The following is a 21260-nucleotide window of genomic DNA, read 5'->3' as shown; positions in this document are numbered from 1 at the left end:
GAATCCGCCGAGGCGAGACGGGAGTCCTGCTGATTCAACCTAGGAGCGCTTGTGACCATCCCCGCTACTACCGACCTGCAGGCGCTTCGTCGCCTTCCGGTTGACGAACTGCCTGAGTACCTGAGGCGACCGGAGCTCGCCGCCTACACCGGAGTGGCCGTTCAGACGCTGGCGCGCTGGGCGACCGAAGGCACCGGCCCGAAGATCACGCACCTTGGGCGCCACGTCCGCTACAAGCGGGCCCACGTGAAGTCTTGGCTCCGCGACTCCGAGCTAGCGAGCACCGCGGAAGCGTCCTGACCGCACGGTCCGGCAGCCCCTCGAACTGGGCGTCCGCCTCACCGCAGGCGCGCTCAACTGCTCCTCTCGAAGCAGCCCGATGGGAACTCCGGCGACCCCCAAAGCGGTACGTCCTCAACTCAGAGGTAGCCGCTCACATTCACGAGATCGTCAGCGCGATCCGCGCTCGAGACGTCCTGCCGATCTCCGACCCCACCTACACCACCGCGAAGACCAACATCGAGACCGCCTTGTTGCCGGACTTCGACGACTGGCGACTTTGCCCCGATCGAGATCACGTCTGGCTCGATGAGCACCGGGTCTCCATTCGGCCGGAGACCCTCGCACCCACCGAAGCGGTGGCGGTCCTGCGATTCATTGCAGACCACTGCACGAAGCAACACACGAACAGCGGGCGCGGCACACGCATCGTCCTCGCTAACAAGCAGAAGGCCCCCACCCAAGCGGCAGCCACCGCGGGTGAGGGCGACCAGTCCAGCCCAACTCTCAAGAAGGACAACTAGCCATGTCATTTCCGAAGGTACACCACCCGAACTTCCACTTCCACATGCCCGTGCACCTCGCGACGTTGTTGGCCTTCTGGAGGAGGGCTATCCGGCGTCACGAGATCCGTTCGTCGCGCCCCGTTCGAAGCCGCGCCGTCGTCACTGCCCACTGGCGGACGACGATGGGCACGAGTCCCGGCGCCCTGGTCGCGCGGCCCGAGGAGACGGCCCGAGCATTGTTGTTGCTGCGGAGGCGCGCTGGACTGACCATTCGCCAGGCCGCACGCATCGCGAACGTGGCGCCGCTGTCGATCGCATTCGCCGAGTACGGCGTGCTGAACCGGGTCACCATCGTGATGCTGTTCCGCCTCAGCCGTGCGTACACCGAGGCCATCGTGGAGGCGACCCGATGACCACGACCGTGACGTCCTCGAGCGGCGAGACGATCCGAGCCTCGACCCGCGCCGGCACGACCGGCGCGCAGGAGGTCACGCTCTGGACCGCGCGCTTCGCCCTCGCCCTCACGCCCGACGAGGCACGCGCTGTGAGCGTGGCCCTGTTGGACCAAGCGTTGCGGGCCGAGCGGGCCACTGATGACGACTGGCTCGCGGACCCGATGGAGGTCCCATGCTGAGCGACATCGAGGTGGCCGAGGCCACCGTCGACATGACCGAGGCGGAGGCGGCGCAGATCACGCGCAAGATCGACCTGCGCCTCGTCACCGTCGCCGAAAACTGGGAGGCAGCGCTCGCCTACATCCTCGAAGCGATCGAGCGAAAGGCGCACCTTGCGCTTGGCTATCCCAGCCCGGGCGCGTACATCGCCGACAAGTTCGGGAGCACGCTCTCGAGGCTGAGCGCCGAGACCCGACGCGAGGTCAGCCAGGCGCTGGCCGAGGGCGGGCTCTCCTCTCGCGCCATCGCCTCCGTCGTAAACGTGTCCGACCGGCAGGTTCGGAAGGACATCTCTGCAGGTGGGAACCGGGTTCCCACCTCGACGATCGGCCCGGACGGGAAGACCTACACGCGGACTCGACGCGAGCCGGAGCGGATGACGAGCAAGGAGGAGGCGGAGAAGATCACCGCCGACATCAAGAAGGCGTTCTTCGCGGTCTTCGATGGCGTCGCGGGGTTGGTCATCTCTGCCATGTCCAACCGCGTGCCAGCGTCGGAAATCATCACGGCGTTGGTGCGAGCCGACAGGGAGTCGGCTCGCGCTCACGCAGAGAGCCCCGACGAGGCGTCGGCGACGCTCCTCGAAGGGATGCGCAAGAACGTGTTCACACCACTCATGGACTGGGTGCTCGATCCCGAGTTCCAAGAAGCACTGCGGCCGCACTATGAGCACAAGACGTTCTTGCCGCTGACGGACGAGGAGCAGGCGTACCTCCTGAAGGCCATCACCGACGTCCCGCGGCGCCTCTGGGAAGAGGCGACAGGCGAAGGCGAGGACCCGTGATCGACGACTTCTCGCCGCTGCGGACCCCGTGCCCGTCCTGGTGCACGGAGAAGCATGACAAGGACACCTACTCGGAGTGCAGCCACACCTCAGGGCCGCTGCACTCCGAGGGGCTCCCGGTGCAGGTGCTGTTCTTCCAGCTCGACGAGCGCGACGAGGACGGCCGAATCGAGATCGGGCAAGTAGCGCCGGCCCTGTGGAATGTCGCCGCTCACTGCGAAGTGATCGATATCGACGGACCCGAACAGCTACTACTAATCGCCGCGGCGCTAACTCAAGCAGCGGCAGTGCTCACACGGCACTAACAGACTAGGCGGGCCGATCACGACTGTGGAACGTGATCGGCCCGTCTCTTATCCCCTAGGGAAAGGGGGCCTAATGACTTGGACGAAACTAAGCGACAACTGGACCGACCGCAGCGATCTTGCCGAATTGTCTTTCGAGGATCGGTGGCACTATCTCGCGATGATTCAGTTGTGCTCCCGGGCCGGGAACGTTACGGGCGTGCTCAAGCCGGTCGACGCTCGACGCTGCTCCGACAACTCCGATCCCGTTCGGGCCCTCCTGCAACTGCAGAAGGCGGGGCTGATCGAGTCGAGCTCGACCGCCGTGCGCATCCTCGAGATCGACGAGCACATCCCGCCTCCGTCAGTGCGCAACAAGGCGGAGGCGGACAAGGTGAGAAAGCGAAGGTCCCGCGCACACAAGGAGGGCGACCACTCGCTCTGCCTCACCGATCACTGCCCACTGGGCAAGATCACCCCTGTCACGCGTGACATCGTGCGTGACCCCGGGACGGGACGGGACGGGCCAGGACCTAAGCAAGTCACCTTCGCGGAAGAAACGCGAGATGACGTCGAGGACAGGACCGACTCTCGTACTGGCGAGATCTTCGAAGAGCCCAAGACCGTTCGCCGCGAAGGCAACCGCGTTCACCTCGTGCCGAGGACCGCGTGATGGGCGACGTACTCGGCTGGCCTACGAGGGAGCCGGGTCGGTCGTATCGGTGGCTGTTGAACCTCGAGTCTCAGCGGGCAGCTCCTACGTGTCCGGCTCACAAGCAGCGAACGGATGGCCTCGGCGTCTGCGCTTACTGCGTGTCGGAGTGGCGTGCGCTGCTCGGTGCTGACTCGACGACTTGGACCGAGTGTCGTATCTGCCAGTTCCCAATCCACCCTGCGACTGAGGGTGAGGGCATAGACACGTGCCCGACTTGTGACGACGAATTCTTGGGCGCAATTCCACTGCAACGAAAGGAAAACTAGATGACCACTCCAGATTTGACCGCGACTCGACTTGCGATTCTCGAGAAGGAGAATCGCGATCTTCGTGCGGAGGTCGAAGTGTGGCGCAGCAAAGCGAAGAAGCGAGAGGACATCCTCTCGAGATACCAAAAGGCAAACCCGGGTCGCGCTCACTCCGCGATCTAGGTCGATGACGAAAGAAGGACACACCATGACCGACGACAACGACAAGACGATCTTCTGGGAGGGCTCGGACGGCACGATCGCGACGATGCCCGCGGAGCAGTTTCAGAAGGACGCAACCCACCTGTTCGACTTGCTGATCACGCCCGGCGGGAACTCGAACGCGAAGGTCGGGCGTGAGGTCCGGCGCATCTTCAGCGACACGAGCGGGGACTACCTCACCGCCGTCGCCACGACCGTGGCTGGCACGTTCGCTGGCTACTCGCTCACCCACCCGAACGCCTTCCAGGTCGCGACCGCACTCATCAACTACGGCAGCTTCCTCACCGCGTTCCGGGCCCTCGTGCCGCCGGCCCCCTATCCGACAACCACCATCAACTCCAAGGAGGAGACAGAGTGAGCACTTCCAACCGCTACCTGCCGAAGAACCACCCGGTCAGGTTCCTCCTCGAGTCGGCAGCGAACGGTAGCCCCGTCACCGCGGCCGACCTGCAGATCCTCTCCCACGCCGACCTGCCGCCGTCCGACTCGCTGACCGTTTTCGCCGACGAGATCGAGCAGGCGGGGCTGTTCATCGCGAAGGTCGGCGCGACCGGAGCGCGACAGCCGGCCCTGGAGCTCGCGCAGGAGCAGTGGGAAACCATCGCCGCATCGATGACCGAGAACCAGCGGGCCGTCGACACCACCGAGAAGGCCACCCCGGCCGAGACCGACATCGACGCGATGGTCGCCCGAATCTTCAACCACTAGCCCAGGAGGCACACATGCTTACGATCACCACCCCCGCCCAGACCGTGCACGACGACCTGGCCCACCAGCTCCAGCAGCTCGACCGGCAGCGCATCAACCTCGAGAAGTCCGCGCTCGCCGGCAACGTCAGCGGCGCCTCACTCGCCGAGTTCGACGCGGACCGCGCACTTGTCGCAGCCCGCCTCAACGCAGCGCGCCGAACCCTCGAGCAGGAGGACAACGCACGAGGCCCCGAAGCGGACATCCGCACCGCCCTCGACGAGATGCTCGCCGACCCGACGCTCAGCACCGAGCAGGCAGCTGCCTCGATCACCGGGCTGAACACCGCGATCGACAAAGTTCTCATCGCCTTCGACGCCCGCAACACGGCCGTGCGTGGATGGGCCAACCGCCTGCGCAAGCTCGGCGTTCCGCGCGAAGGCCTCGAGATCGACGGTGCACCCATCACGCTACGAGGCGGCGACGGTCAGGGTGACGCCGAGATCAGCTACGGCGGCAACACCATCAGCTCGATTCGAGGAGCTGCGAGCTACATCAAGGCGCTCGTCGACCCGCTCATCAAAGGTGAGGACTTCGCGACCGACGTCGACAGCCTGGCCCGTCACGACCGGCGAGACCAGCCGCTCGAACCTGAGGTGAGAGTGCGACTGACCAAGGACAGCGGCGGACACACGGCCGGCGCCGTACTCACGAGTCACAAGCTCGCTGCCACTGCTCTCCGACACCTCGTCGCGGCAGGCCACGCCGTCGAGATCGACCACGCCGGCAACGACATCCCGGCCGAGTAACGCCTCGAAAGGGGGTGGCGATCCGCCACCCCCTCTCCCGAGGCGCCGAGAACGGGGTGGGGGGACCCCCTTCTCGGTTCTCAGGAAAACCGCCGGATAGCAATCCACATTCTGCGTTCGCACCAACCCCGTTTTCTCGGGTCCGCGATCGAGCCGACAGGAGGAAATGACGATGATCGAGACGCTGCTGTGCTCGCGCTGCGGAGGTCCGTTCGCTCGGCCTCAGCCGGTCGGACGCCGGCCGTCCTGGTGCGGGCCGAGTTGCAGACGCCCGCGGGTTGAGCTCGATCGTGCCGCACGTCACGCCATCGCCTCATCAGGTGGTCGGGCCCGATGGGAAGGGGTGCCGCCAGCGGAACGCTCTCGGCTGGCGCGCACGGCCTCTCTAAGCCGCTTTCCTCCTGGGCATGAGCCACGAGCGCGGCCGACGCGGCTAGCTCGTCAGTGCCGCTTCTGTGGAAAGACCGCCCTGATGAAGGCGAGTCAGCAGTCGTGCGGTGCTAACGAGTGCCGACTGGCACGAGCTGCTGAACGCATCCGCGGGCTTCGGCTAGAGCCGCACTCACGGACCAACTGAACAGCACGAAGCAAGCAGAGCCCTGCCGGGTCTTCCGGTGGGGCTCTTTCGTTAGATGAAAGGAAACGAAATGGCTGACAGGCAGGTAAAGGTCACTGCGATTCTGCAGGCGTCCCAGTACATCCAGGGCCTCGAAAAGATGCAGCGCAAAATGCGGGAGACCGCGAAGGACGGCGTCGACAAGCTCGCTGAGCAGAAAGAGGCGATGAACCAGCTCGGGACCGCCGCTGTCGGTGTCGGCGTCGTCACAATCGCGGCTGTAGGGCTGGCGGTGTCCAAGTTCGCGGAGTTCGACAAGGCGATGTCGGGCGTGGCCGCGTCCACGCACGAGTCAAGCGCGAACATGGATCTGCTGCGAGAGGCAGCGCTGTCGGCCGGCGCCGACACTGTGTACTCAGCTACGGAAGCCGCGGGCGCGATCAACGAGCTAGCGAAAGCGGGCGTCTCTACCAAAGACATCCTCGGCGGCGGGCTGAACGGTGCGCTTGCCCTCGCATCGGCCGGCTCTCTCGACGTCGCGGATGCTGCAGAGATCGCCGCGACCGCGATGACACAGTTCGGCCTCAAGGGTTCCGAGGTCCCGCACATCGCCGACCTCCTCGCGGCCGGCGCTGGCAAGGCGCAGGGCTCCGTTGAGGACCTGTCGAACGCTCTCAATCAGGGCGGCCTCGTAGCATCTCAGGCGGGCTTCTCGATCGAGGAGACGACGGGAACACTCGCGGCTTTCGCTGCGGCGGGCCTCGTCGGCTCCGACGCGGGCACGTCGCTGAAGACCGCGATCCTCGCGCTGCAGAACCCGTCCGACAAGGCCCGCGGGATCATGGAGGACTACGGGCTCTCCATCTACGACAGCTCCGGCAACATGCTCTCTTTCTCGGAGATCGCCGGCCAGCTCGAGTCCAAGCTCGGCGGGCTGACCGACGAGCAGCGCAATGCCGCCCTGGCGACAATCTTCGGCAACGATGCCGTGCGCGCGGCCAATGTCCTCTACGAGAACGGCGCGGACGGCATCACCGAGTGGTCGACAAAGGTCAACGACGCGGGCTACGCCGCGATCACGGCCGCTACCAACTTGGACAACTTGAGCGGTGACCTCGAGTACCTCGGCGGCGCGATCGATACCGGGCTGATCAAGGCCGGTTCCGGGGCGAACGAGGTGCTGCGCGAGATGGTCCAGCGCGCCACGGACGTCGCGGACGGCATCGGGGAGATTCCCGCCCCGCTGCTCTCGGCCGGCGTCGCTCTGACAGGAACCATCGGCGGGTTCTCGCTCCTCGGTGGCACGCTCCTCGTCGGTGCGACCCGTGTGGGCGAGATGCGCCGCAGCTTCGCCACTTTGAACGAAGAGATGCCGAAGACTGCGAAGTTTGCCACCAGCGCGGCTAAGGGGCTTGGACTTGTCGCCGGCCTGACCACCGTCGCGGTCGTGCTCGACGCAATCGCCAACAGCGGCAACCGTGCAGGCCCCTCGCTCGAGCAGACCGCGCGTGCCATGAAGGAGCTCGACGGGATCGACAAGATCTTCAGCGACCTCGACGGCGTCGGCCCGGTGGACGACCTCGACAGCGCCATCAAGCGGCTCCTCGGGAACGAGTGGGACGAGAACCTCGACCCGATCAACCGATGGGCTTCGGGGATCAATCAGGCGCTCGGCGGGCCCATCATCGGTGACTCGATCGAGACGACCCGCAAGCAGTTCGAGAAGATCGACGACGTCCTCAAGGCCCTCGTCGAAGGTGGCGCAGCAGACGAGGCTGCGACCCAGTTCCGGGCCATCGCTGACGCTGCGGAGGCGCAGGGCATTCCGACGCAGAAGCTGATGGACGAGCTGCTTCCCGGCTACGCCGAGGCGCTGCAGGGCGCCACCGTGGCGTCGGAGGATAGCGCGGCCGTCACCGAGGAGAACGCAGCGAAGCTCGAGGAGCTGTCGGGGAAGGCGCAGTCGGCCGAGACCGACATTGATGCTCTCGCTGAGACCATCCGTGGCTTCGGGTCCGCTCAGCTCGACGTGAACGCCGCGACCCGTGAGTTCGAGGCGTCGATCGATGAACTGTCGGCATCGGTGGAGAAGAACGGCACGACGCTCGACGTCACCACGGAGCAGGGCCGTTCCAATCAGGCCAGCCTCGACGCGCTGGCCCAGTCGTCGAAGGAAGTCGCGGCGGCAACTGGTCTGCGCACCGGCAGCGAGGAGGAGGCTCGCGCAGCCCTTCAGCGGGGCCGCGAGGAGCTGATCCGTCAGCTCGGGCAGTTCGGGATCACCGGGCAAGCTGCGGAGGACTACGCGGACGATCTGGGATTGATCCCGGACAACATCACCACCGCAGTCGGCCTCACCGGCGACGCGGCAGTCGCAGCACGACTCGACTACCTCACCCGCAACCGGACGATCTCGATCACCACCGTCGTCGACTCGCCCAACGGTGCCGCGTTCTCGGACTCGCGCTCGTCGGTCGGCTCAGCCAACGGCAACATCTTCGACTACGCGATCGGAGGGGTAGCCGCGGCATCCAACGCGCTCGCCTTCGCCAACGGAGGATTCGCACCGGGCATCTACGCCGGCCGGACCGGATCGATCCACAAGTTCGCTGAGCCGGAGACCCGCTGGGAAGCGTACATCTCCGGCCGCCCCGGCCAGGAGGCACGAAACCTCGCGATTTGGGAAGAGGCAGGCGAGCGTCTAGGAGCCTTTGACCGACGCTACGGAGCCGAGGCATTCAACCCGCGCAGCCTCGCGCCGATGCCGTCAAACTACTCGACGGTCTCCACGGTCGACAACAGCAAGACCGTCGCACCCGTCGTCTCGCTCGGAAACGGCAACACCTTCAACAGCTTCGACCCGAAGGAGTTCGCGAAGGACATCGCACGGAAGCAGTCGCAGGCGCTCGCCCTGTACGACAGTTAGGACGGGTGGGGCGGGCACTCCTTTGAGCACCCGCCCCAGAAGGTTGCGCCAATCGTGTGGCTCAACGGACCGACGCACTCCTACGACCCGTCAGATGTTCGCCTCGGATCAGGACTAGTGAGGCCTTCATCACTCGATATTAAAGCCGATCGGTCCGAGGTCTCTCGACGGGTTGCGTAATAGCGCTAGCAAGTCTGCGGTCCCCGCAACGCCGATGTCAGAAAATAGGCACCGCTCGAAAAAACTGCTCTCGATAATCACTACTCCGACGATCGACGTGCCGGGAGGCCTTTCGTAAAGCATCGATTCCAGTTGGGAGCCATATTCCCACATCGGGCTGATGATTTCATTATCACCGATGAAAGTTATAAGCTGCGGGCCCAGGAATCGAACATCCGTGGCATGGACATTACGCAATCTATCGGCGCCCGCAGTAAATTCGGCGAGATGGATAGTGCCGCCGACCATGGTGGTGAGGTCGGGATCTATGTAGAGCTTGCTGTCCGGAGCGACGGCATGAACCTCGAGCCACTCCGCAATCTGGTCGACGGTAAGGACGCCTACCGCCGCGCCGAGGACCACGACCTCCTTAACGATCGTCTCCATCAGCTTCAACGGCGCACCGTTAATCTCGAGGAGTAAGGTCGCAGCGATAACGGCCGTGCGCTTATTTCCGTCGGCAAAGTACTGCGTGCTTGCGAGGCCGTGGAGCAGCGTCGCGGCCTTGAGCCAGATCGTGGGCAGCAGCTCGGCGCCGGCGAACGTCGCAGATGCACGGCCGACCGCGGCGTCAACGCCGGCCCAGTCGTCGCAGCGGGCTTGGTCGCCCTTGACCTTCTCGTTGATCGCCACAACCTGCTGCGTGGTCAAGTAGATGGTCACTCGGCGGCGAGGCGCTCGAGCAGTTCACTCTCCCGGACCATGAGCCGCGCGACCAGGGTCGCGGCCGCGCTGTCCGTGAGAACCGTCTTGCCATCAGCCTCGATCGTCGGAAGGTCCCGCATCGTCACTGGCTGCCTCACATCTTCCGCCGCACGCATGCGAGTCAGTCTAGGTCTCGAAGGCTCGTCTGCCGAGGGCTTAGCTACGACCGGTTCGTGGTACCGGTGGTCGATGCGCGCGCAACCGTATGCCGGTAAAGGTGGCACTCGACGCCACGTAACGACAGTACCGTTGCAGCATGCCCCGCGCCAAGCAGACGCTCACCGAAGACCAAGCAACACGTCTGGGAGCTGCCCAACGCGCAGTCGACAGCGCACAAATGGAGCTGCGCGACGTCGTCCGCGACCTCCTCAACGAAGGCGCATCCATCCGCGAACTCGCAGCCGCCGCCGAGATCTCCACCAACACCGTGCAGAAGTGGAAGCGGGGAGAGTAGGCAACGAGTGGCAGGGGTGCAGTACGACCCGCGGGCGCGGCGACGACTTCACCTACTTTTTGGAAGCGAACCCGAGCTTCTCAGGCGGGTCAATCGTCCTAGCGTTCGCCAGGAATAATCCGAGAACGAAGATGAAGCCGGCAATGTAGCCGTCCGACGGGTGAAGCTTCAGGATGGCCCTCGCGAGCATCATCCACGACAGGAAGATCATGAAGGTGCCGTACCAGGGCAGGGCAGCGTAGACCAACCGCTCGAGCTTCACCCAACGAGGCTAGCTGCATGCGATCCCTGACCCGTGTCCGTCCTAGTCGGACGGCGGGTGCGGGCTGAGTCCTCGCATGAACGGTCGCAGATCTTCCGGCGTCGGCTCTTTGAACGTAGGCACTATGCGGCTGAGGCTGCGGAGCGGATCGATGGCGTCCGCCTGGCGCGCGGCCGACTTGAACCACTCCCGCAGAGCGTCCCGGGCGTCGTCAGGCAGGGCGAGCTCGCCGGCTGCCGCATATGCGCGGAGTTGCTGCGCGCGCGTCCATTTCTCGGACTGCTCGACGAGCGCTTCGCGATGTTTGGCCTCGCGGAAGCGTTCAACCGCTTCCGCACGCACCGATTCCCAGCGGGCTCTCCTGCGGGCGCGCTCCCTTTCCTCTCGCCTCCGGCGCTCGACAAGCTGCATGTCGGTCATGACGATCGTGCGCATCAACTCGTCCAGCGCGAGACCGATCGGCTTGAGCGGGCGCTTCGACTCACGGAAGGGTGTCCCGTCGCGGTCTAGTAGCCAGCCGAAAAGGCGCACTTCCAGGCGTCCCGTCGAGATGAACTCCGTCGAGCGTCCGATGCGCCAAGCCGGTCCTCGATGCCGCTGGGCGAACGGTACTTGCTCACCCCCGGCGGCGGACATCTCGCGTACGAGCACCGCGTAGCGCGCCTCAGCCGTCTTGATATCGAAGGACGCGTAGGTGACTCGGGTACTAGAGGTCCTCCACTCTTCCGCCTCGCCGTGTTCGAGCACCTCCCATCCGCGGCGCAGCGCTTCCCTGATCAGCGCTTGCAGAATTCGGGCCGCCCGGTGAGCGTGAGCGGGAGTAACCAAGTTGTCGTAGTTGGACCGAAGGAACGCTCTTGCGAGCGGGTGGGTAACTCGTAGATCATCCGAGACGGCGACGTAGGCGTGCGGCACTACCTCGTCGAAGACGCCGACGATCTCGATGCTCGCGATCGCGCTGAACCAGGACGTCTCATGGAAGACGAGCTTGCTGCCCGGCAGTCGTGTCGGGCTGTCGTTGTACTCGCTCACGACACGGGCGCGCGACGCCTCGTCGGCACCAGGCTCGAGCTCGAGCAAGCCGTCAGCCGCCAGCACACGGGCGTATAGCGCATCGCCCTCCGGACTGGCCGGCGGTGACGTCGGAGTCGGGATGTCTTCGAGTCGCTTAATGCCATCTGCGGTGATCGTGGCGCGCCAACCATCGCCGCGACCTTCAATCGACACGTAACCGCGGGATGCCAGAGCACGCGCAGTGATCCGATGAGCGAAGCCGCTCGGGTATCGGTCCGCGGGCGCGCCGTCCGCGATCCACTGAAGGATCGCCACCTGATTCTCGGTCAGGGTCGAGGGCAAACGCGGCATATCCGTAGTCTGACCGAGCCGACACTCACAGCACGCGAAACGGACAACATGACTCTGCGGAACAAGTGGCTCACTGCGACCCTCAGCGCCCTGACCCTCACCACACTGGGCCTAGCCGGGTGCGCAGTGCAGGCAGAACCGCAAGGACTCGAAGCGACGAGCGAGCCACCGACCTCCTCGAGCACGCCGACGCAAACCGAAGCCCCTACAAAGACGTCGACGCCAGTACCGACAGCAGCACCCGCAGCTCCCGCTGTCGGGCCCCCGCAGGGATGCCTCGACTACAAGCCCACGCCAATCACCCACGCCGAGGGTGGCGACTCCATCGTGTCCGCAGCGAGCTCGGCCTCGCTCCCGGCGACCGTCGTCCTGAATCCGGGGATGCAGGTCATTGCGTCGGTGGACGAACCGGGTCAGCTCGAAGCTGTCGCACGCGTCTGCAGCGAACCACTCGTAGGCGATGCCCTAGTGACCGTCGCGAACACGATCGCCGAAGCCATCTACGCGGACCCCTCCCACGAAAGACTCGCCGTCCTCGTCGTCTCGTCCTGGACTCCGGACACGTCGACCGGATACCTCGAGCAGGTCGACACGGTCACCGCTGACGACTACCAGTCCTACCTCTGGGACTCTCCCGTCGCCGAAGCGACGGCGTGGGAGTGACGTACCCGGCACCGGCCTCGCCCGTTCGTGTAGGACGAGGCGCGACCTCTAGCATCCAACTGTGATCGATCCGCAGAAGATGCTCCGATGACGGACGCCCCCAGGCCATACACCGCCACCCCTCGTCGGGGAGCACCATCCTTTGTGTGCCCTCGCTGCAATGCCTTCGCCGGTCAAACGTGGGCCAATCTCTACGTGAACTCCACTCCGGCCCATGATGAGCCATCACGAAACACCGGCAACGGTCGAATCGCGGCCCCGGATTGGATGATGAGCGAGTGCTACGCCTGTAAGAAGTCGAGTGTGTGGCGGGGAAATGCTTTGATCTGGCCAGCGCCGTCCACGCTGCCGCCGGCTCATGCTGAAATGGCGTCCGAAGCTGCGGAACTGTACGACGAAGCCCGGGCCGTGGCTGGCATCTCACGCCGCGCAGCAGCCGCCCTCGCCCGCGCGGCCCTCGAGAGGCTCCTCCAATCGATCCGCCCGGAATTCGTCGGGCGACTGGACGACCTGATCGCTCACGTCACGCCAGACCTGAGCACGTCCACAGCGCGACTGCTCGGTGCTTTGCGTCACGTCGGGAACAAGTCTCTTCACGTGGATGACGAGCTTGATGACTTCGTGGCTCTTTACCTTGGTCAGATCGACAGCGGGGTGGTTGAACTCCTCTTCGCCGCCCTCAATGACGTGACGGAGGAGTTGGTCGCGAAGCCTGCTCAAGCCGACCGCTTCTACGCCATGTTGCCGGACGGTGTCCGTGGAACGATCGAGCGAAAGTCGCAGCGAAGCTGACCTCAGCGTGTCGGTGGTCGCGACGACGATCGCGCCATGTCACACCACTGGACTCCGCTATCGATGGTCTCGAGATCCGTCGTCCCGCACGAGTGGCGGATGGCAGACAAGCGCGAGGATCTCGGCTGGATCAGGCTCGTGCAGTACCAGGGCCGCGACACGTACGTCTGCGTCACCCGCGGCGAGTGGGTCGTCGGTGGAGGAGACACGTTGCGCGACGCTGCGGAGGCGTTCCTCGCGTGGAGGCGCGCGTCGCGCGTCTAGTCCTGAACCTCGCCACCCAATTCTCCGCTGAACTCACCGAGGTCGACTTCATCGTCGATGGCGATGGCCATCCAGCGCTCGCCACTCAGTTGAGCGGAATCGCTCTCCCCGATGCGAGCGACGTAGCGGTTCTGCGCCGTCTCATCGTCAAATACGAGCAGCGCGGTCGCGTCTTCGCAGAGGACACCGTGCGTGCCCTCCGACGTCAGGTTCTCCGGTATGTCGGTCGCGTCCTCACAAGTGCCCCCTGCGTCCGCGTACGCCTCTTGGAGCGCCTGCGGGCTCGCGTACGTACTCGCGGCAGATGAGCATCCTCCGAGCAGCAGAGCGACCAGCACGACCGGCGCGAACCTCTTCATCACAAACCCCCTGTTGTTCCTCGGAGCATAGCGACGACGATGCAGACAGGTGATGCACGATGCATCACGTGTCAGCGGCGGCCCGCCGGACGCTTCGCTACCATCGCGCTTGTGTTCCCGGGAACCGGAGCGTGGGCGAACCGCCGCAGAACCAATCCGGTGGGTTTGTGCGGGGTAGGTGTAAATGGGCAGTGTGAAGTTCGCGCCATTTGGGCGATGCGGTGGGCCCCGTCAGGCTCGAACTGACGACCCGCGGATTAAAAGTCCGCTGCTCTGCCAACTGAGCTAGAGGCCCGCGGCATCCAGGGTAGCGCCCCCGCGCGCCCGGACCGGCGTCGGGCATACCCGCACAGGCGCAGGCGTTACCCTCCTCGAACCCCCACGAAGCAGGACGCGTCCGCGCGCCCCGCCCGACCGCGGAAGGCGGCCCCATGACAGACGGCTTCCACAAGCCGACCAAGTTCCCCTCCCGCGTCTTCGAGGCGTTCCAGGGAGGCGAGGACCCCGCCCAGATCAGCCGGGTCGCGCACGAGACGGCGATCGCGCTGCTCAGCCGCGTGCGCGAGGACCCCGACCCGGTGGTCATCGACCGCCTGGTCGAGTACACGGACCACAACGGCATCGACGCCCTCGCCGAGCTCTGGGCGCGATCGAGCCCGTCCAGCCTCCCCGGCGCCCTCTGGCGCATCTACCTGCTGCGGCTCGTGATCCGGCAGGACCCGGAGAGCACGAGCTTCCTCTACCAGCGCGGCGTCGAGCTCTCGGCGACCATCGACCCGGTCGTCGCCGGCGCTGTCACGCCGACCGGACCGGCCGAGATCACCGAGCTGGCCGACCGCATCCTCCGCGGGGTGTTCGACGGCGACTTCGCCGTCGCCCTCGACCGGGCCGCGGCCTTCTGCCGCGTGAGCGCCTCCGGGGCCGCCTCGGTGGCCGACGACGTCGAGCTCATCGACGGACCGCGCGCGAGCCAGCTGACCACCCGGGCGCTGCGGCTCTCGACCACCGCGGCCGAGCTGGTGAGCTGCGCGCGCCTCTGGCGCAGCGATTCGCTGGAGTAGGACCGAGCCCGCTGTCCGATCTCCCTCCCGCTACCCGATCCTCCCGCGAGCGGCACCCCGCGTTCTCGCTCCGCGAACGCCCCTCGCGGGCCTACGGGGGACAGCCGGTACACTGGTCGTGGCCGGATCGCAGTAACCCCGGGCTCCACTTATAGCCGCTTCGAGCGGCCTCGCGCCGAGAGGCGTTTCTGCGGTCCGGCCCCTTCTCCACTCGACAGCATCCGGCAGCGGATCCCGAAGGGTCGGGCGAGGGCCCAGTGGCGGGCGGTCGGAGGCTCGAGTCCTCCCCTCCCGGCAGAGTCCCCGACAGTCAGGCGACATCCGGAATGAAGAACCGCAGGGCCCTCCGGATCGGCGCGCGGTGGTGGGCCGGACTCGCTCTCCTCGTCATCGCCGCTCTCCTCTTCTTCTCCGCTCCGAGCGTCGACGACGAGGTCGGCGCCCTCCTCGGCAACGGGGTCGTCTTCTCGCAGGGGGCGCTGATGCGCACGCTCGCCGTCCTCGATGTCGCCGCCGGCCTCTGGGTCCTGATCCGCCCGCGCAGCTACGCGGGCCTGACCGCCGCACTGATGGCGGTCATCGCCCTCTGGCTGGCCCCGCGGATGGCTGCGCCGGCGCTGCTCGAGGTCGGCTCCCTCGCCCTCGACGTCCGATTCGTCACCCTCCCGCTCGAGGTGTCGGTCCTGATCGCGGGACTCGCCGTGACAGCCTTCTGGATGACCCGGAATCTGAAGTCCCGGGCGCGAGCAGGGCAGGGCGCATGAGCGACGACACCACCGCCGAGGGCACCGCACCGGACCTCGGCGCCCTCCTCGAGCGGATCGCCGCGGGCGAGCAGGCCGCGTTCTCCCAGCTCTACGACCTGGTCGCGTCCCGCGTCCTCGGCCTGATCACCCGGGTCCTGGTCGATCGCGCGCAGTCCGAGGAGGTGGCTCAGGAGGTCTTCCTCGAGATCTGGCAAACCGCTGGACGCTTCGCTCCGAATAAGGGAAGTGCGACGACCTGGATCCTCACGATGGCACACCGCAGGGCCATCGATCGGGTTCGCGCGGCCCAAGCGGGCCGCGATCGGGACGTCCGCATAGGAATCCGCGACCTCGGTCGCGACTACGACCAGGTCGCCGAACAGGCGGAGGTGTCCCTCGAGCACGAGAAGGTCACCGCCGCCCTGGAGCGGCTGACCGAGCTCCAGCGTCAAGCGCTGCAGCTCGCGTACTACGGCGGCTACTCGCACAGCGAGATCGCCGGGATCCTGAACTGCCCCGTCGGTACCATAAAAACGCGCCTGCGCGACGGGATGATACGACTGAGAGAAGAGATGGGGGTGGCCCTGTGAACGACGTGCAACTCCCCGAAGATCCGCGCGAACTCGCAGCAGGACACGCACTCGGCATCCTCACCCCGGACGAGACCGCCCGGTACGAGAGATTCCTGGACGAGAATCCGGAGGCGCGCGGCGAGGCCGACGCCTTCTCCGCCGTGGCCGAGGCGCTGGCCGCCGACGCACCGCCGATCGCACCGTCGCCGGCCCTCAAGGCAGACCTGATGGCGCTGATCGCGACCATTCCGCAGCTCCCGCGGGACGACGCATCCGATTCCCCGGCCGAGGAGGCCGCCGAGCAGCAGCAGCCCGCACGCACCCTGCGCGCCGTCGAGCCCTCGCCCGCGACCGCCGCCACCCCGACCTCCGGTCGTCACGGCGCCGAGGCCCGCGCCCGTGGCCGCTGGTTCACCCGTCCCGCCGTCTACCTCTCCGCTGCCGCCGCCGCAGCCGTGATCGTCGTCGGGGGAGTGGCGCTCCCGCCCCTGCTGACGCCCGACGCCGGCCAGAGCCAGCAGTTGAGCGCCCTGGAGCAGATCCGCAGCGCACCCGACGTGCAGGAGACCGCCGGCGCCGTCGCCACCGGCGAGACCGCGACCCTCGTCTGGTCGGCCTCGCTCGGCCGCTCGGCGCTCGTCGTCGACGACCTCGCGCCCCTGCCCGAGGACAAGACCTACGAGCTCTGGTACATCGGCTCGTCCGGCCCGGTCTCCGCGGGCACGTTCGACGGCGGTGACGGCCGCACGGTCGCTCCGCTCGAGGGCACGCTCGCCGAGGGCGCCGTCGTCGCCGTGACCGTCGAGGACGCGGGCGGCTCGGAGGCGCCGACCACCGACCCGATCCTGGCGATCGCGACCGCCTGACACCGCCACAGCACTGAGCGCAGAAGAGCCGCACTCCCCGAGGGGGTGCGGCTCTTCTGCGCTCCCCGCCGGGGGCCGCCGGCTGCAGACGGCTCTCACGGGCTCCCGGACAGCAGAAGAGCCGCACCCCCGGGGGAGTGCGGCTCTCGTGCGAGCGGTCGGCGACTCAGCCGAAGCGGCCGGAGACGTAGTCCTCGGTCGCCTGGACGGACGGCCGCGAGAAGATCGTGGCGGTGTCGTCGTACTCGATGAGCTTGCCGGGCTTGCCGGTGCCCGCGATGTTGAAGAACGCGGTGCGGTCCGAGACGCGCGAGGCCTGCTGCATGTTGTGGGTCACGATCACGATCGTGTACTCGTTCTTGAGCTCCTCGATCAGGTCCTCGATCGCGAGCGTCGAGATCGGGTCGAGGGCGGAGCACGGCTCGTCCATCAGCAGCACGTCGGGGGAGACGGCGATGGCGCGGGCGATGCACAGCCGCTGCTGCTGGCCGCCGGAGAGGCCGGAGCCGGGCTTCTCGAGCCGGTCCTTGACCTCGTTCCAGAGGTTCGCGCCCTGGAGCGACTTCTCGACGAGGTCGTCCGCGTCGGACTTCGAGATGCGGCGGTTGTTCAGCTTCACCCCGGCCAGGACGTTGTCGCGGATCGACATCGTCGGGAACGGGTTGGGGCGCTGGAAGACCATGCCCACCTGGCGGCGCACGAGCACCGGGTCGACGCCCGGGCCGTACAGGTTGTTGCCGTCGATCAGCACCTCGCCGTCGACGTAGGCGCCGGGGATGACCTCGTGCATGCGGTTGAGCGTGCGGAGGAAGGTCGACTTGCCGCAGCCGGAGGGCCCGATGAACGCCGTGACGGTGCGGGGCTCGATGGTCAGACCGACTCCCTCGACCGCGAGGAACTTGCTGTAGTAGACGTTGAGGTCGTTGACTTCGATGCGCTTGGACAACGGAGATCCTTAGGGTTAGCGGCCGAGCTTGGGGGCGAAGATGCGCGCGACCAGGCGAGCGAGCAGGTTGAGGAGCATGACGATCAGGATGAGGACCAGCGCGCCGGTCCAGGCCCGATCGATGTAGGCGGCGGCGTCCGCTCCCTGATCGGCGTACTGGCGGAACACGAAGACCGGGAGGGTCATCATCCGGTCGTCGAACGGGTTGTAGTTCATCGACTGGGTGAAGCCGGCGACGATGAGCAGCGGAGCGGTCTCGCCGATGACGCGGGCGATCGAGAGCATGACGCCCGTCACGATGCCGGCGATCGAGGTCGGCAGGACGATCTTCACGACGGTGAGCCACTTGGGCACGCCGAGCGCGAAGGACGCCTCGCGGAGCTCGTTCGGCACCAGGCGCAGCATCTCCTCGGTGGAGCGCACGACGACCGGGATCATCAGCACCGAGAGCGCGATCGCGCCGCCGAAGCCCATCCGGATGCCGTCGCCGAACAGGAGCACGAGCAGCGCGTAGGCGAAGAGGCCGGCGACGATCGAGGGGATGCCGGTCATCACGTCGACGAAGAAGGTGATGCCGCGGGCGAGCGCGCCCCGGCCGTACTCGACCAGGTAGATGGCCGTCATCAGGCCGATCGGGATCGAGATGACCGCGGCCAGGGCCGTGATGATCAGCGTGCCCATGATCGCGTGCAGCGCGCCGCCGCCCTCGCCGACGACGTTGCGCATCGAGGAGGTGAAGAAGAGGACGTCGAAGCGCGCGGCGCCGGCGGTGACCGCCGTGTACATCAGCGAGATCAGCGGGATCAGCGCGACGACGAACGCCGCGGTGACCAGGGTGGTGACGACCCGGTCCGTGGCGCGGCGGGGGCCCTCGACGAGGCGGGCGAGGACGAAGACGGCGATCGTGTAGAGCACGGCGCCGAAGAAGACGGTGCCGACGACGTCGAAGCCCTGCGTGGTGCCCGTGACGGCGAGGAGGGCGTAGACGAGCGCCATCAGGGCGATGCTGCCGAGCAGGAGGGCGACGGGCGCCCACTTGGGCAGCTGGCCGCTGGTGAGCGTGTTGACCGGCGCAGGGACCGCGTCCTCGACGCGGCGCTGGCGGGGCGGAGTCATCGTGACCATCAGTTCGCTCCCGAGAAGGCCTTGCGGCGGTTGATGATGTAGCGGGCGAGCATGTTGACGAGCAGCGTGATGACGAAGAGCATCAGGCCGGAGGCGACCAGCTCGTTGACCTTCAGGCCGTAGGCCTCGGGGAAGCTCAGCGCGATGTTCGAGGCGACCGTGTTCGAGTTCGTCGACTGCAGCAGGGCGAAGTTCACGACGAACGAGGGCGAGAGCACGATCGCGACAGCCATCGTCTCGCCGAGGGCGCGGCCGAGGCCGAGCATGGACGCGGAGATGATGCCGGGGCGGCCGAAGGGCAGGACCGCGGTGCGGACCATCTCCCAGCGGGTCGCGCCGAGGGCGAGCGCGGCCTCCTCGTGCAGCGTCGGCGTCTGCAGGAAGACCTCGCGCGAGATGGCGGTGACGATCGGCAGGATCATCACCGCGAGCACGAGGGCCACGGTGAGGATCGTGCGGCCCGTGCCGGAGACGGGGCCGTTGAAGAGCGGGAACCAGCCGAACGCGTCCGTGAGGAACGCGTAGAACGGCTGGACGAAGGGGGCCAGGACGGTGATGCCCCAGAGGCCGAAGACGACCGACGGCACGGCGGCCAGCAGGTCGATCACGTAGCCCAGGCCCTGCGCGAGCTTGCGCGGGGCGTAGTGCGAGATGAAGAGCGCGATGCCGATCGCGATCGGCACGGCGATCACCATGGCGAGTGCAGCGGCGTAGACGGTGCCGAAGACCAGGGGACCGACCCAGGCCCAGAAGCCCGCGCCACCGGAGATCGTGTCCGGGGCGGCGGTGAGGGCCGGGACCGACTGGACGACCAGGAAGAGGGCGACGGCGGCGAGGATGACGAGGATCAGCGCGCCGGAGGCGACTGCCGTTCCGGAGAAGATCCGGTCTGCGGGCCGCTGCTTCGCCTTGATGGCGCCGACGGGCCGCTCTGCGGTGGTCATGTGGGTGTCCCTGCGTTCGGTGTGGGGGAGGGGGCCGAGCCGCGATGCGGCCCCGGACCGGTGGAGGTCCGGGGCCGCGTCACGAGGGGGAGATTACTTGATCGAATCGACGGCCGTCGCGACCTGAGCCGACAGCTCGGACGAGAGCGGCGCGGCGCCGGCGGAGGTGGCGGCCTCCTCCTGGCCCTCTTCGCTCGTCACGTAGCCGAGGTACGCCTTGACGAGCTCGCCCGTCGCGGCGTCCTGGTACTCCTGGCAGGCGATGAGGTAGCTCACCAGGACGACCGGGTAGACGCCGGACTCCTCGGAGGCGTAGTCGATCTCGTAGACGATGTCGTTCTCGGGACGGTCGGTCGCCTCGGGCGAGGCGTCGACGATCGCGGCAGCGGCCTCGGGGGAGTACTCGACGAAGTCGTCGCCGACCTTGACCTTGGCGGTGCCGAGGTCACCGGCGCGCGAGGCGTCGGCGTAGCCGATGGTGTTCTGGCCGTTGGTGACGGTGTCGATGACGCCCGAGGTGCCCTGGGCGGCCTCGCCGCCCTGGTAGGGCCAGACTCCGTCGGGCTCGGCGTCCCAGACGTCGGGCGCGGTCGCGTTGAGGTACGCGGCGAAGTTCTCGGTGGTTCCCGAGTCGTCCGAGCGGTGCACGGCGGTGATGTTCGAGGACGGGAGCGTCGCGTCGGGGTTCAGCGCGGCGATCTCGGGGGCGTTCCAGGTGGTGATGGTGCCCTTGAAGATGCCCGCGATGGTGGCGGCGTCGAGGTTCAGCTCGTCGACGCCCTCCACGTTGAAGACGATCGCGATCGGCGAGATGTAGGCCGGGACGTCGATGGCGGAGGTGCCTTCGACGCACTTGCCGAAGGAGCCGTCGAGCTCCTCGAGCTTGAGCGCGCGGTCGGAGCCGGCGAAGTCGGCGCCGCCCGCGATGAACGCCTCACGGCCCGCGCCGGAGCCGTCGGGGGAGTAGTTGACGGTGACGCCGGTGTTCGCCTGCTGGAAGGCGGAGACCCAGGCCTCCTGGGCGGAGCCCTGCGAGGAGGCGCCGATGCCGTTGAGGGTGCCCTCGAGGGTGCTGGCCGAGCCGGAGGAGGACTCGCCTGCGGAGGCGCCTCCTTCGTTGGCAGCACAGGAGGTCAGCGTGATGGCTGCGACGGCGGCGATGACGGCCGCCTGGCCGAGACGCGAGAAACGCACAAGTATCCCTTTCGGGTAGGAAAGCAGGGGGGA

General features: G+C 66.9%; 27 protein-coding genes and 1 tRNA gene. 18 read left to right on the top strand and 10 right to left on the bottom strand.

Annotated features, from left to right (window positions below; all coding sequences use genetic code 11):
* Positions 1-51: 51 nt before the first annotated feature.
* The 10 genes from HRK28_RS04635 (at position 52) to HRK28_RS04590 (ending at position 8690) form a co-directional block, all read left to right on the top strand.
* Complete coding sequence (locus tag HRK28_RS04635) at positions 52-300, top strand: helix-turn-helix transcriptional regulator (protein ID WP_367948340.1); 249 nt, start codon at positions 52-54, stop codon at positions 298-300.
* Between the two features lie 505 nt (positions 301-805).
* Positions 806-1198: a hypothetical protein gene (locus tag HRK28_RS04630; RefSeq protein ID WP_173250558.1), complete on the top strand. Its 393-nt coding sequence runs from the start codon at positions 806-808 to the stop codon at positions 1196-1198.
* Positions 1195-1419: a hypothetical protein gene (locus HRK28_RS04625; protein ID WP_173250557.1), complete on the top strand. Its 225-nt coding sequence runs from the start codon at positions 1195-1197 to the stop codon at positions 1417-1419. Before HRK28_RS04630 ends, HRK28_RS04625 begins: the two co-directional genes overlap by 4 nt.
* The gene (locus HRK28_RS04620) at positions 1413-2243 is read left to right on the top strand and encodes a hypothetical protein (protein ID WP_173250556.1); all 831 of its coding nucleotides are present in this window, start codon (positions 1413-1415) and stop codon (positions 2241-2243) included. The genes HRK28_RS04625 and HRK28_RS04620 overlap by 7 nt, the downstream gene beginning before the upstream one ends.
* On the top strand, positions 2240-2548 hold the full coding sequence (locus HRK28_RS04615; protein WP_173250555.1) for a hypothetical protein: 309 nt from the start codon (positions 2240-2242) through the stop codon (positions 2546-2548). The genes HRK28_RS04620 and HRK28_RS04615 overlap by 4 nt, the downstream gene beginning before the upstream one ends.
* Positions 2549-2621: 73 nt before the next feature.
* Positions 2622-3200, top strand: a complete 579-nt coding sequence (locus tag HRK28_RS04610) for a hypothetical protein (protein WP_173250554.1) — start codon at positions 2622-2624, stop codon at positions 3198-3200.
* Positions 3201-3698: 498 nt separating this feature from the next.
* A complete protein-coding gene (locus HRK28_RS04605) occupies positions 3699-4070 on the top strand; it encodes a hypothetical protein (RefSeq protein WP_173250553.1) in 372 nt (123 codons plus the stop codon).
* Positions 4067-4420: a hypothetical protein gene (locus HRK28_RS04600; RefSeq protein ID WP_173250552.1), complete on the top strand. Its 354-nt coding sequence runs from the start codon at positions 4067-4069 to the stop codon at positions 4418-4420. The genes HRK28_RS04605 and HRK28_RS04600 overlap by 4 nt, the downstream gene beginning before the upstream one ends.
* A gap of 14 nt (positions 4421-4434) precedes the next feature.
* Positions 4435-5208 (top strand): hypothetical protein, encoded by a 774-nt coding sequence (locus HRK28_RS04595; RefSeq protein WP_173250551.1) that lies wholly within the window; start codon positions 4435-4437, stop codon positions 5206-5208.
* A 647-nt stretch (positions 5209-5855) separates the two neighbouring features.
* Complete coding sequence (locus tag HRK28_RS04590; RefSeq protein ID WP_173250550.1) at positions 5856-8690, top strand: phage tail tape measure protein; 2835 nt, start codon at positions 5856-5858, stop codon at positions 8688-8690.
* Between the two features lie 129 nt (positions 8691-8819).
* Here the strand turns inward: HRK28_RS04590 and HRK28_RS04585 are convergent, their stop codons facing one another.
* Together HRK28_RS04585 and HRK28_RS04580 are read right to left on the bottom strand one after the other, a co-directional pair.
* Complete coding sequence (locus HRK28_RS04585) at positions 8820-9560, bottom strand: type II toxin-antitoxin system death-on-curing family toxin (RefSeq protein ID WP_173250549.1); 741 nt, start codon at positions 9558-9560, stop codon at positions 8820-8822.
* An 8-nt stretch (positions 9561-9568) separates the two neighbouring features.
* Positions 9569-9730 (bottom strand): hypothetical protein, encoded by a 162-nt coding sequence (locus HRK28_RS04580; protein ID WP_173250548.1) that lies wholly within the window; start codon positions 9728-9730, stop codon positions 9569-9571.
* 140 nt (positions 9731-9870) lie between these two features.
* On the opposite strand from HRK28_RS04580, the gene HRK28_RS04575 reads away from it, so the two are divergent.
* Positions 9871-10068 (top strand): hypothetical protein, encoded by a 198-nt coding sequence (locus HRK28_RS04575; protein ID WP_173250547.1) that lies wholly within the window; start codon positions 9871-9873, stop codon positions 10066-10068.
* A 52-nt stretch (positions 10069-10120) separates the two neighbouring features.
* Here HRK28_RS04575 and HRK28_RS04570 read toward each other — a convergent pair whose 3' ends face one another.
* On the bottom strand, positions 10121-10330 hold the full coding sequence (locus HRK28_RS04570) for a hypothetical protein (RefSeq protein ID WP_173250546.1): 210 nt from the start codon (positions 10328-10330) through the stop codon (positions 10121-10123).
* A 42-nt stretch (positions 10331-10372) separates the two neighbouring features.
* Positions 10373-11695 carry a hypothetical protein gene (locus HRK28_RS04565; protein WP_173250545.1) on the bottom strand — a complete coding sequence of 441 codons (1323 nt, stop codon included), beginning with the start codon at positions 11693-11695 and terminating at the stop codon, positions 10373-10375.
* 468 nt (positions 11696-12163) lie between these two features.
* Between HRK28_RS04565 and HRK28_RS04560 the strand changes: the two genes are divergently transcribed.
* The 3 genes from HRK28_RS04560 (at position 12164) to HRK28_RS04550 (ending at position 13414) form a co-directional block, all read left to right on the top strand.
* Entirely contained in the window at positions 12164-12358 is a 195-nt protein-coding gene (locus tag HRK28_RS04560; RefSeq protein ID WP_173250544.1) for a hypothetical protein, read from the top strand.
* Positions 12359-12553: 195 nt separating this feature from the next.
* Entirely contained in the window at positions 12554-13150 is a 597-nt protein-coding gene (locus HRK28_RS04555; RefSeq protein WP_173250543.1) for a DUF4145 domain-containing protein, read from the top strand.
* Between the two features lie 99 nt (positions 13151-13249).
* Positions 13250-13414: a hypothetical protein gene (locus HRK28_RS04550; protein WP_173250542.1), complete on the top strand. Its 165-nt coding sequence runs from the start codon at positions 13250-13252 to the stop codon at positions 13412-13414.
* Here the strand turns inward: HRK28_RS04550 and HRK28_RS04545 are convergent.
* A complete protein-coding gene (locus tag HRK28_RS04545; protein ID WP_173250541.1) occupies positions 13411-13773 on the bottom strand; it encodes a hypothetical protein in 363 nt (120 codons plus the stop codon). The two genes, HRK28_RS04550 and HRK28_RS04545, sit on opposite strands and share 4 nt — an antisense overlap.
* 222 nt (positions 13774-13995) lie before the next feature.
* A tRNA-Lys gene (locus HRK28_RS04540) sits at positions 13996-14068 on the bottom strand.
* Positions 14069-14204: 136 nt separating this feature from the next.
* On the opposite strand from HRK28_RS04540, the gene HRK28_RS04535 reads away from it, so the two are divergent.
* The 4 genes from HRK28_RS04535 to HRK28_RS04520 all read left to right on the top strand — a co-directional run bounded on the left by HRK28_RS04535 (position 14205) and on the right by HRK28_RS04520 (position 17018).
* Positions 14205-14834 carry a DNA-directed RNA polymerase subunit beta gene (locus tag HRK28_RS04535; RefSeq protein WP_123445137.1) on the top strand — a complete coding sequence of 210 codons (630 nt, stop codon included), beginning with the start codon at positions 14205-14207 and terminating at the stop codon, positions 14832-14834.
* Positions 14835-15160: 326 nt separating this feature from the next.
* Entirely contained in the window at positions 15161-15598 is a 438-nt protein-coding gene (locus tag HRK28_RS04530) for a hypothetical protein (RefSeq protein WP_160087760.1), read from the top strand.
* Entirely contained in the window at positions 15595-16170 is a 576-nt protein-coding gene (gene sigK / locus HRK28_RS04525; RefSeq protein WP_123445139.1) for an ECF RNA polymerase sigma factor SigK, read from the top strand. Before HRK28_RS04530 ends, sigK begins: the two co-directional genes overlap by 4 nt.
* A 5-nt stretch (positions 16171-16175) precedes the next feature.
* Positions 16176-17018 (top strand): anti-sigma factor, encoded by an 843-nt coding sequence (locus tag HRK28_RS04520; RefSeq protein ID WP_173250540.1) that lies wholly within the window; start codon positions 16176-16178, stop codon positions 17016-17018.
* 166 nt (positions 17019-17184) lie between these two features.
* Here the strand turns inward: HRK28_RS04520 and pstB are convergent, their stop codons facing one another.
* The 4 genes from pstB to HRK28_RS04500 form a co-directional block, all read right to left on the bottom strand.
* Positions 17185-17964, bottom strand: a complete 780-nt coding sequence (pstB, locus tag HRK28_RS04515; RefSeq protein ID WP_132435969.1) for a phosphate ABC transporter ATP-binding protein PstB — start codon at positions 17962-17964, stop codon at positions 17185-17187.
* Between the two features lie 15 nt (positions 17965-17979).
* Positions 17980-19080 carry a phosphate ABC transporter permease PstA gene (pstA, locus tag HRK28_RS04510; RefSeq protein ID WP_160087764.1) on the bottom strand — a complete coding sequence of 367 codons (1101 nt, stop codon included), beginning with the start codon at positions 19078-19080 and terminating at the stop codon, positions 17980-17982.
* An 8-nt stretch (positions 19081-19088) separates the two neighbouring features.
* Positions 19089-20033, bottom strand: coding sequence for a phosphate ABC transporter permease subunit PstC (gene pstC / locus HRK28_RS04505; RefSeq protein ID WP_160087766.1), 945 nt, complete (start codon positions 20031-20033; stop codon positions 19089-19091).
* 93 nt (positions 20034-20126) lie between these two features.
* Positions 20127-21227, bottom strand: coding sequence for a phosphate ABC transporter substrate-binding protein PstS (locus HRK28_RS04500; RefSeq protein WP_173250539.1), 1101 nt, complete (start codon positions 21225-21227; stop codon positions 20127-20129).
* Positions 21228-21260 lie beyond the last annotated feature (33 nt).

Source organism: Rathayibacter sp. VKM Ac-2835 (assembly GCF_013266705.1).
Classification (GTDB): Bacteria; Actinomycetota; Actinomycetes; order Actinomycetales; family Microbacteriaceae; genus Rathayibacter.
The sequence above is the reverse complement of the archived record's forward strand: the minus strand, read 5'-3'. Positions and strand labels throughout refer to the sequence as shown.

What these genes read in the sequence shown, in the direction of transcription:
- HRK28_RS04545 (WP_173250541.1), bottom strand. Translation starts at nt 13,773, where the DNA reads ATGAAGAGGTTCGCGCCGGTCGTGCTGGTCGCTCTGCTGCTCGGAGGA.
- HRK28_RS04620 (WP_173250556.1), top strand. Translation starts at nt 1,413, where the DNA reads ATGCTGAGCGACATCGAGGTGGCCGAGGCCACCGTCGACATGACCGAG.
- HRK28_RS04630 (WP_173250558.1), top strand. Translation starts at nt 806, where the DNA reads ATGTCATTTCCGAAGGTACACCACCCGAACTTCCACTTCCACATGCCC.
- HRK28_RS04625 (WP_173250557.1), top strand. Translation starts at nt 1,195, where the DNA reads ATGACCACGACCGTGACGTCCTCGAGCGGCGAGACGATCCGAGCCTCG.
- HRK28_RS04605 (WP_173250553.1), top strand. Translation starts at nt 3,699, where the DNA reads ATGACCGACGACAACGACAAGACGATCTTCTGGGAGGGCTCGGACGGC.
- pstA (WP_160087764.1), bottom strand. Translation starts at nt 19,080, where the DNA reads ATGACTCCGCCCCGCCAGCGCCGCGTCGAGGACGCGGTCCCTGCGCCG.
- HRK28_RS04565 (WP_173250545.1), bottom strand. Translation starts at nt 11,695, where the DNA reads ATGCCGCGTTTGCCCTCGACCCTGACCGAGAATCAGGTGGCGATCCTT.
- HRK28_RS04580 (WP_173250548.1), bottom strand. Translation starts at nt 9,730, where the DNA reads ATGCGTGCGGCGGAAGATGTGAGGCAGCCAGTGACGATGCGGGACCTT.
- HRK28_RS04590 (WP_173250550.1), top strand. Translation starts at nt 5,856, where the DNA reads ATGGCTGACAGGCAGGTAAAGGTCACTGCGATTCTGCAGGCGTCCCAG.
- pstC (WP_160087766.1), bottom strand. Translation starts at nt 20,033, where the DNA reads ATGACCACCGCAGAGCGGCCCGTCGGCGCCATCAAGGCGAAGCAGCGG.
- HRK28_RS04575 (WP_173250547.1), top strand. Translation starts at nt 9,871, where the DNA reads ATGCCCCGCGCCAAGCAGACGCTCACCGAAGACCAAGCAACACGTCTG.
- sigK (WP_123445139.1), top strand. Translation starts at nt 15,595, where the DNA reads ATGAGCGACGACACCACCGCCGAGGGCACCGCACCGGACCTCGGCGCC.
- HRK28_RS04535 (WP_123445137.1), top strand. Translation starts at nt 14,205, where the DNA reads ATGACAGACGGCTTCCACAAGCCGACCAAGTTCCCCTCCCGCGTCTTC.
- HRK28_RS04595 (WP_173250551.1), top strand. Translation starts at nt 4,435, where the DNA reads ATGCTTACGATCACCACCCCCGCCCAGACCGTGCACGACGACCTGGCC.
- HRK28_RS04550 (WP_173250542.1), top strand. Translation starts at nt 13,250, where the DNA reads ATGGCAGACAAGCGCGAGGATCTCGGCTGGATCAGGCTCGTGCAGTAC.
- HRK28_RS04610 (WP_173250554.1), top strand. Translation starts at nt 2,622, where the DNA reads ATGACTTGGACGAAACTAAGCGACAACTGGACCGACCGCAGCGATCTT.
- HRK28_RS04530 (WP_160087760.1), top strand. Translation starts at nt 15,161, where the DNA reads ATGAAGAACCGCAGGGCCCTCCGGATCGGCGCGCGGTGGTGGGCCGGA.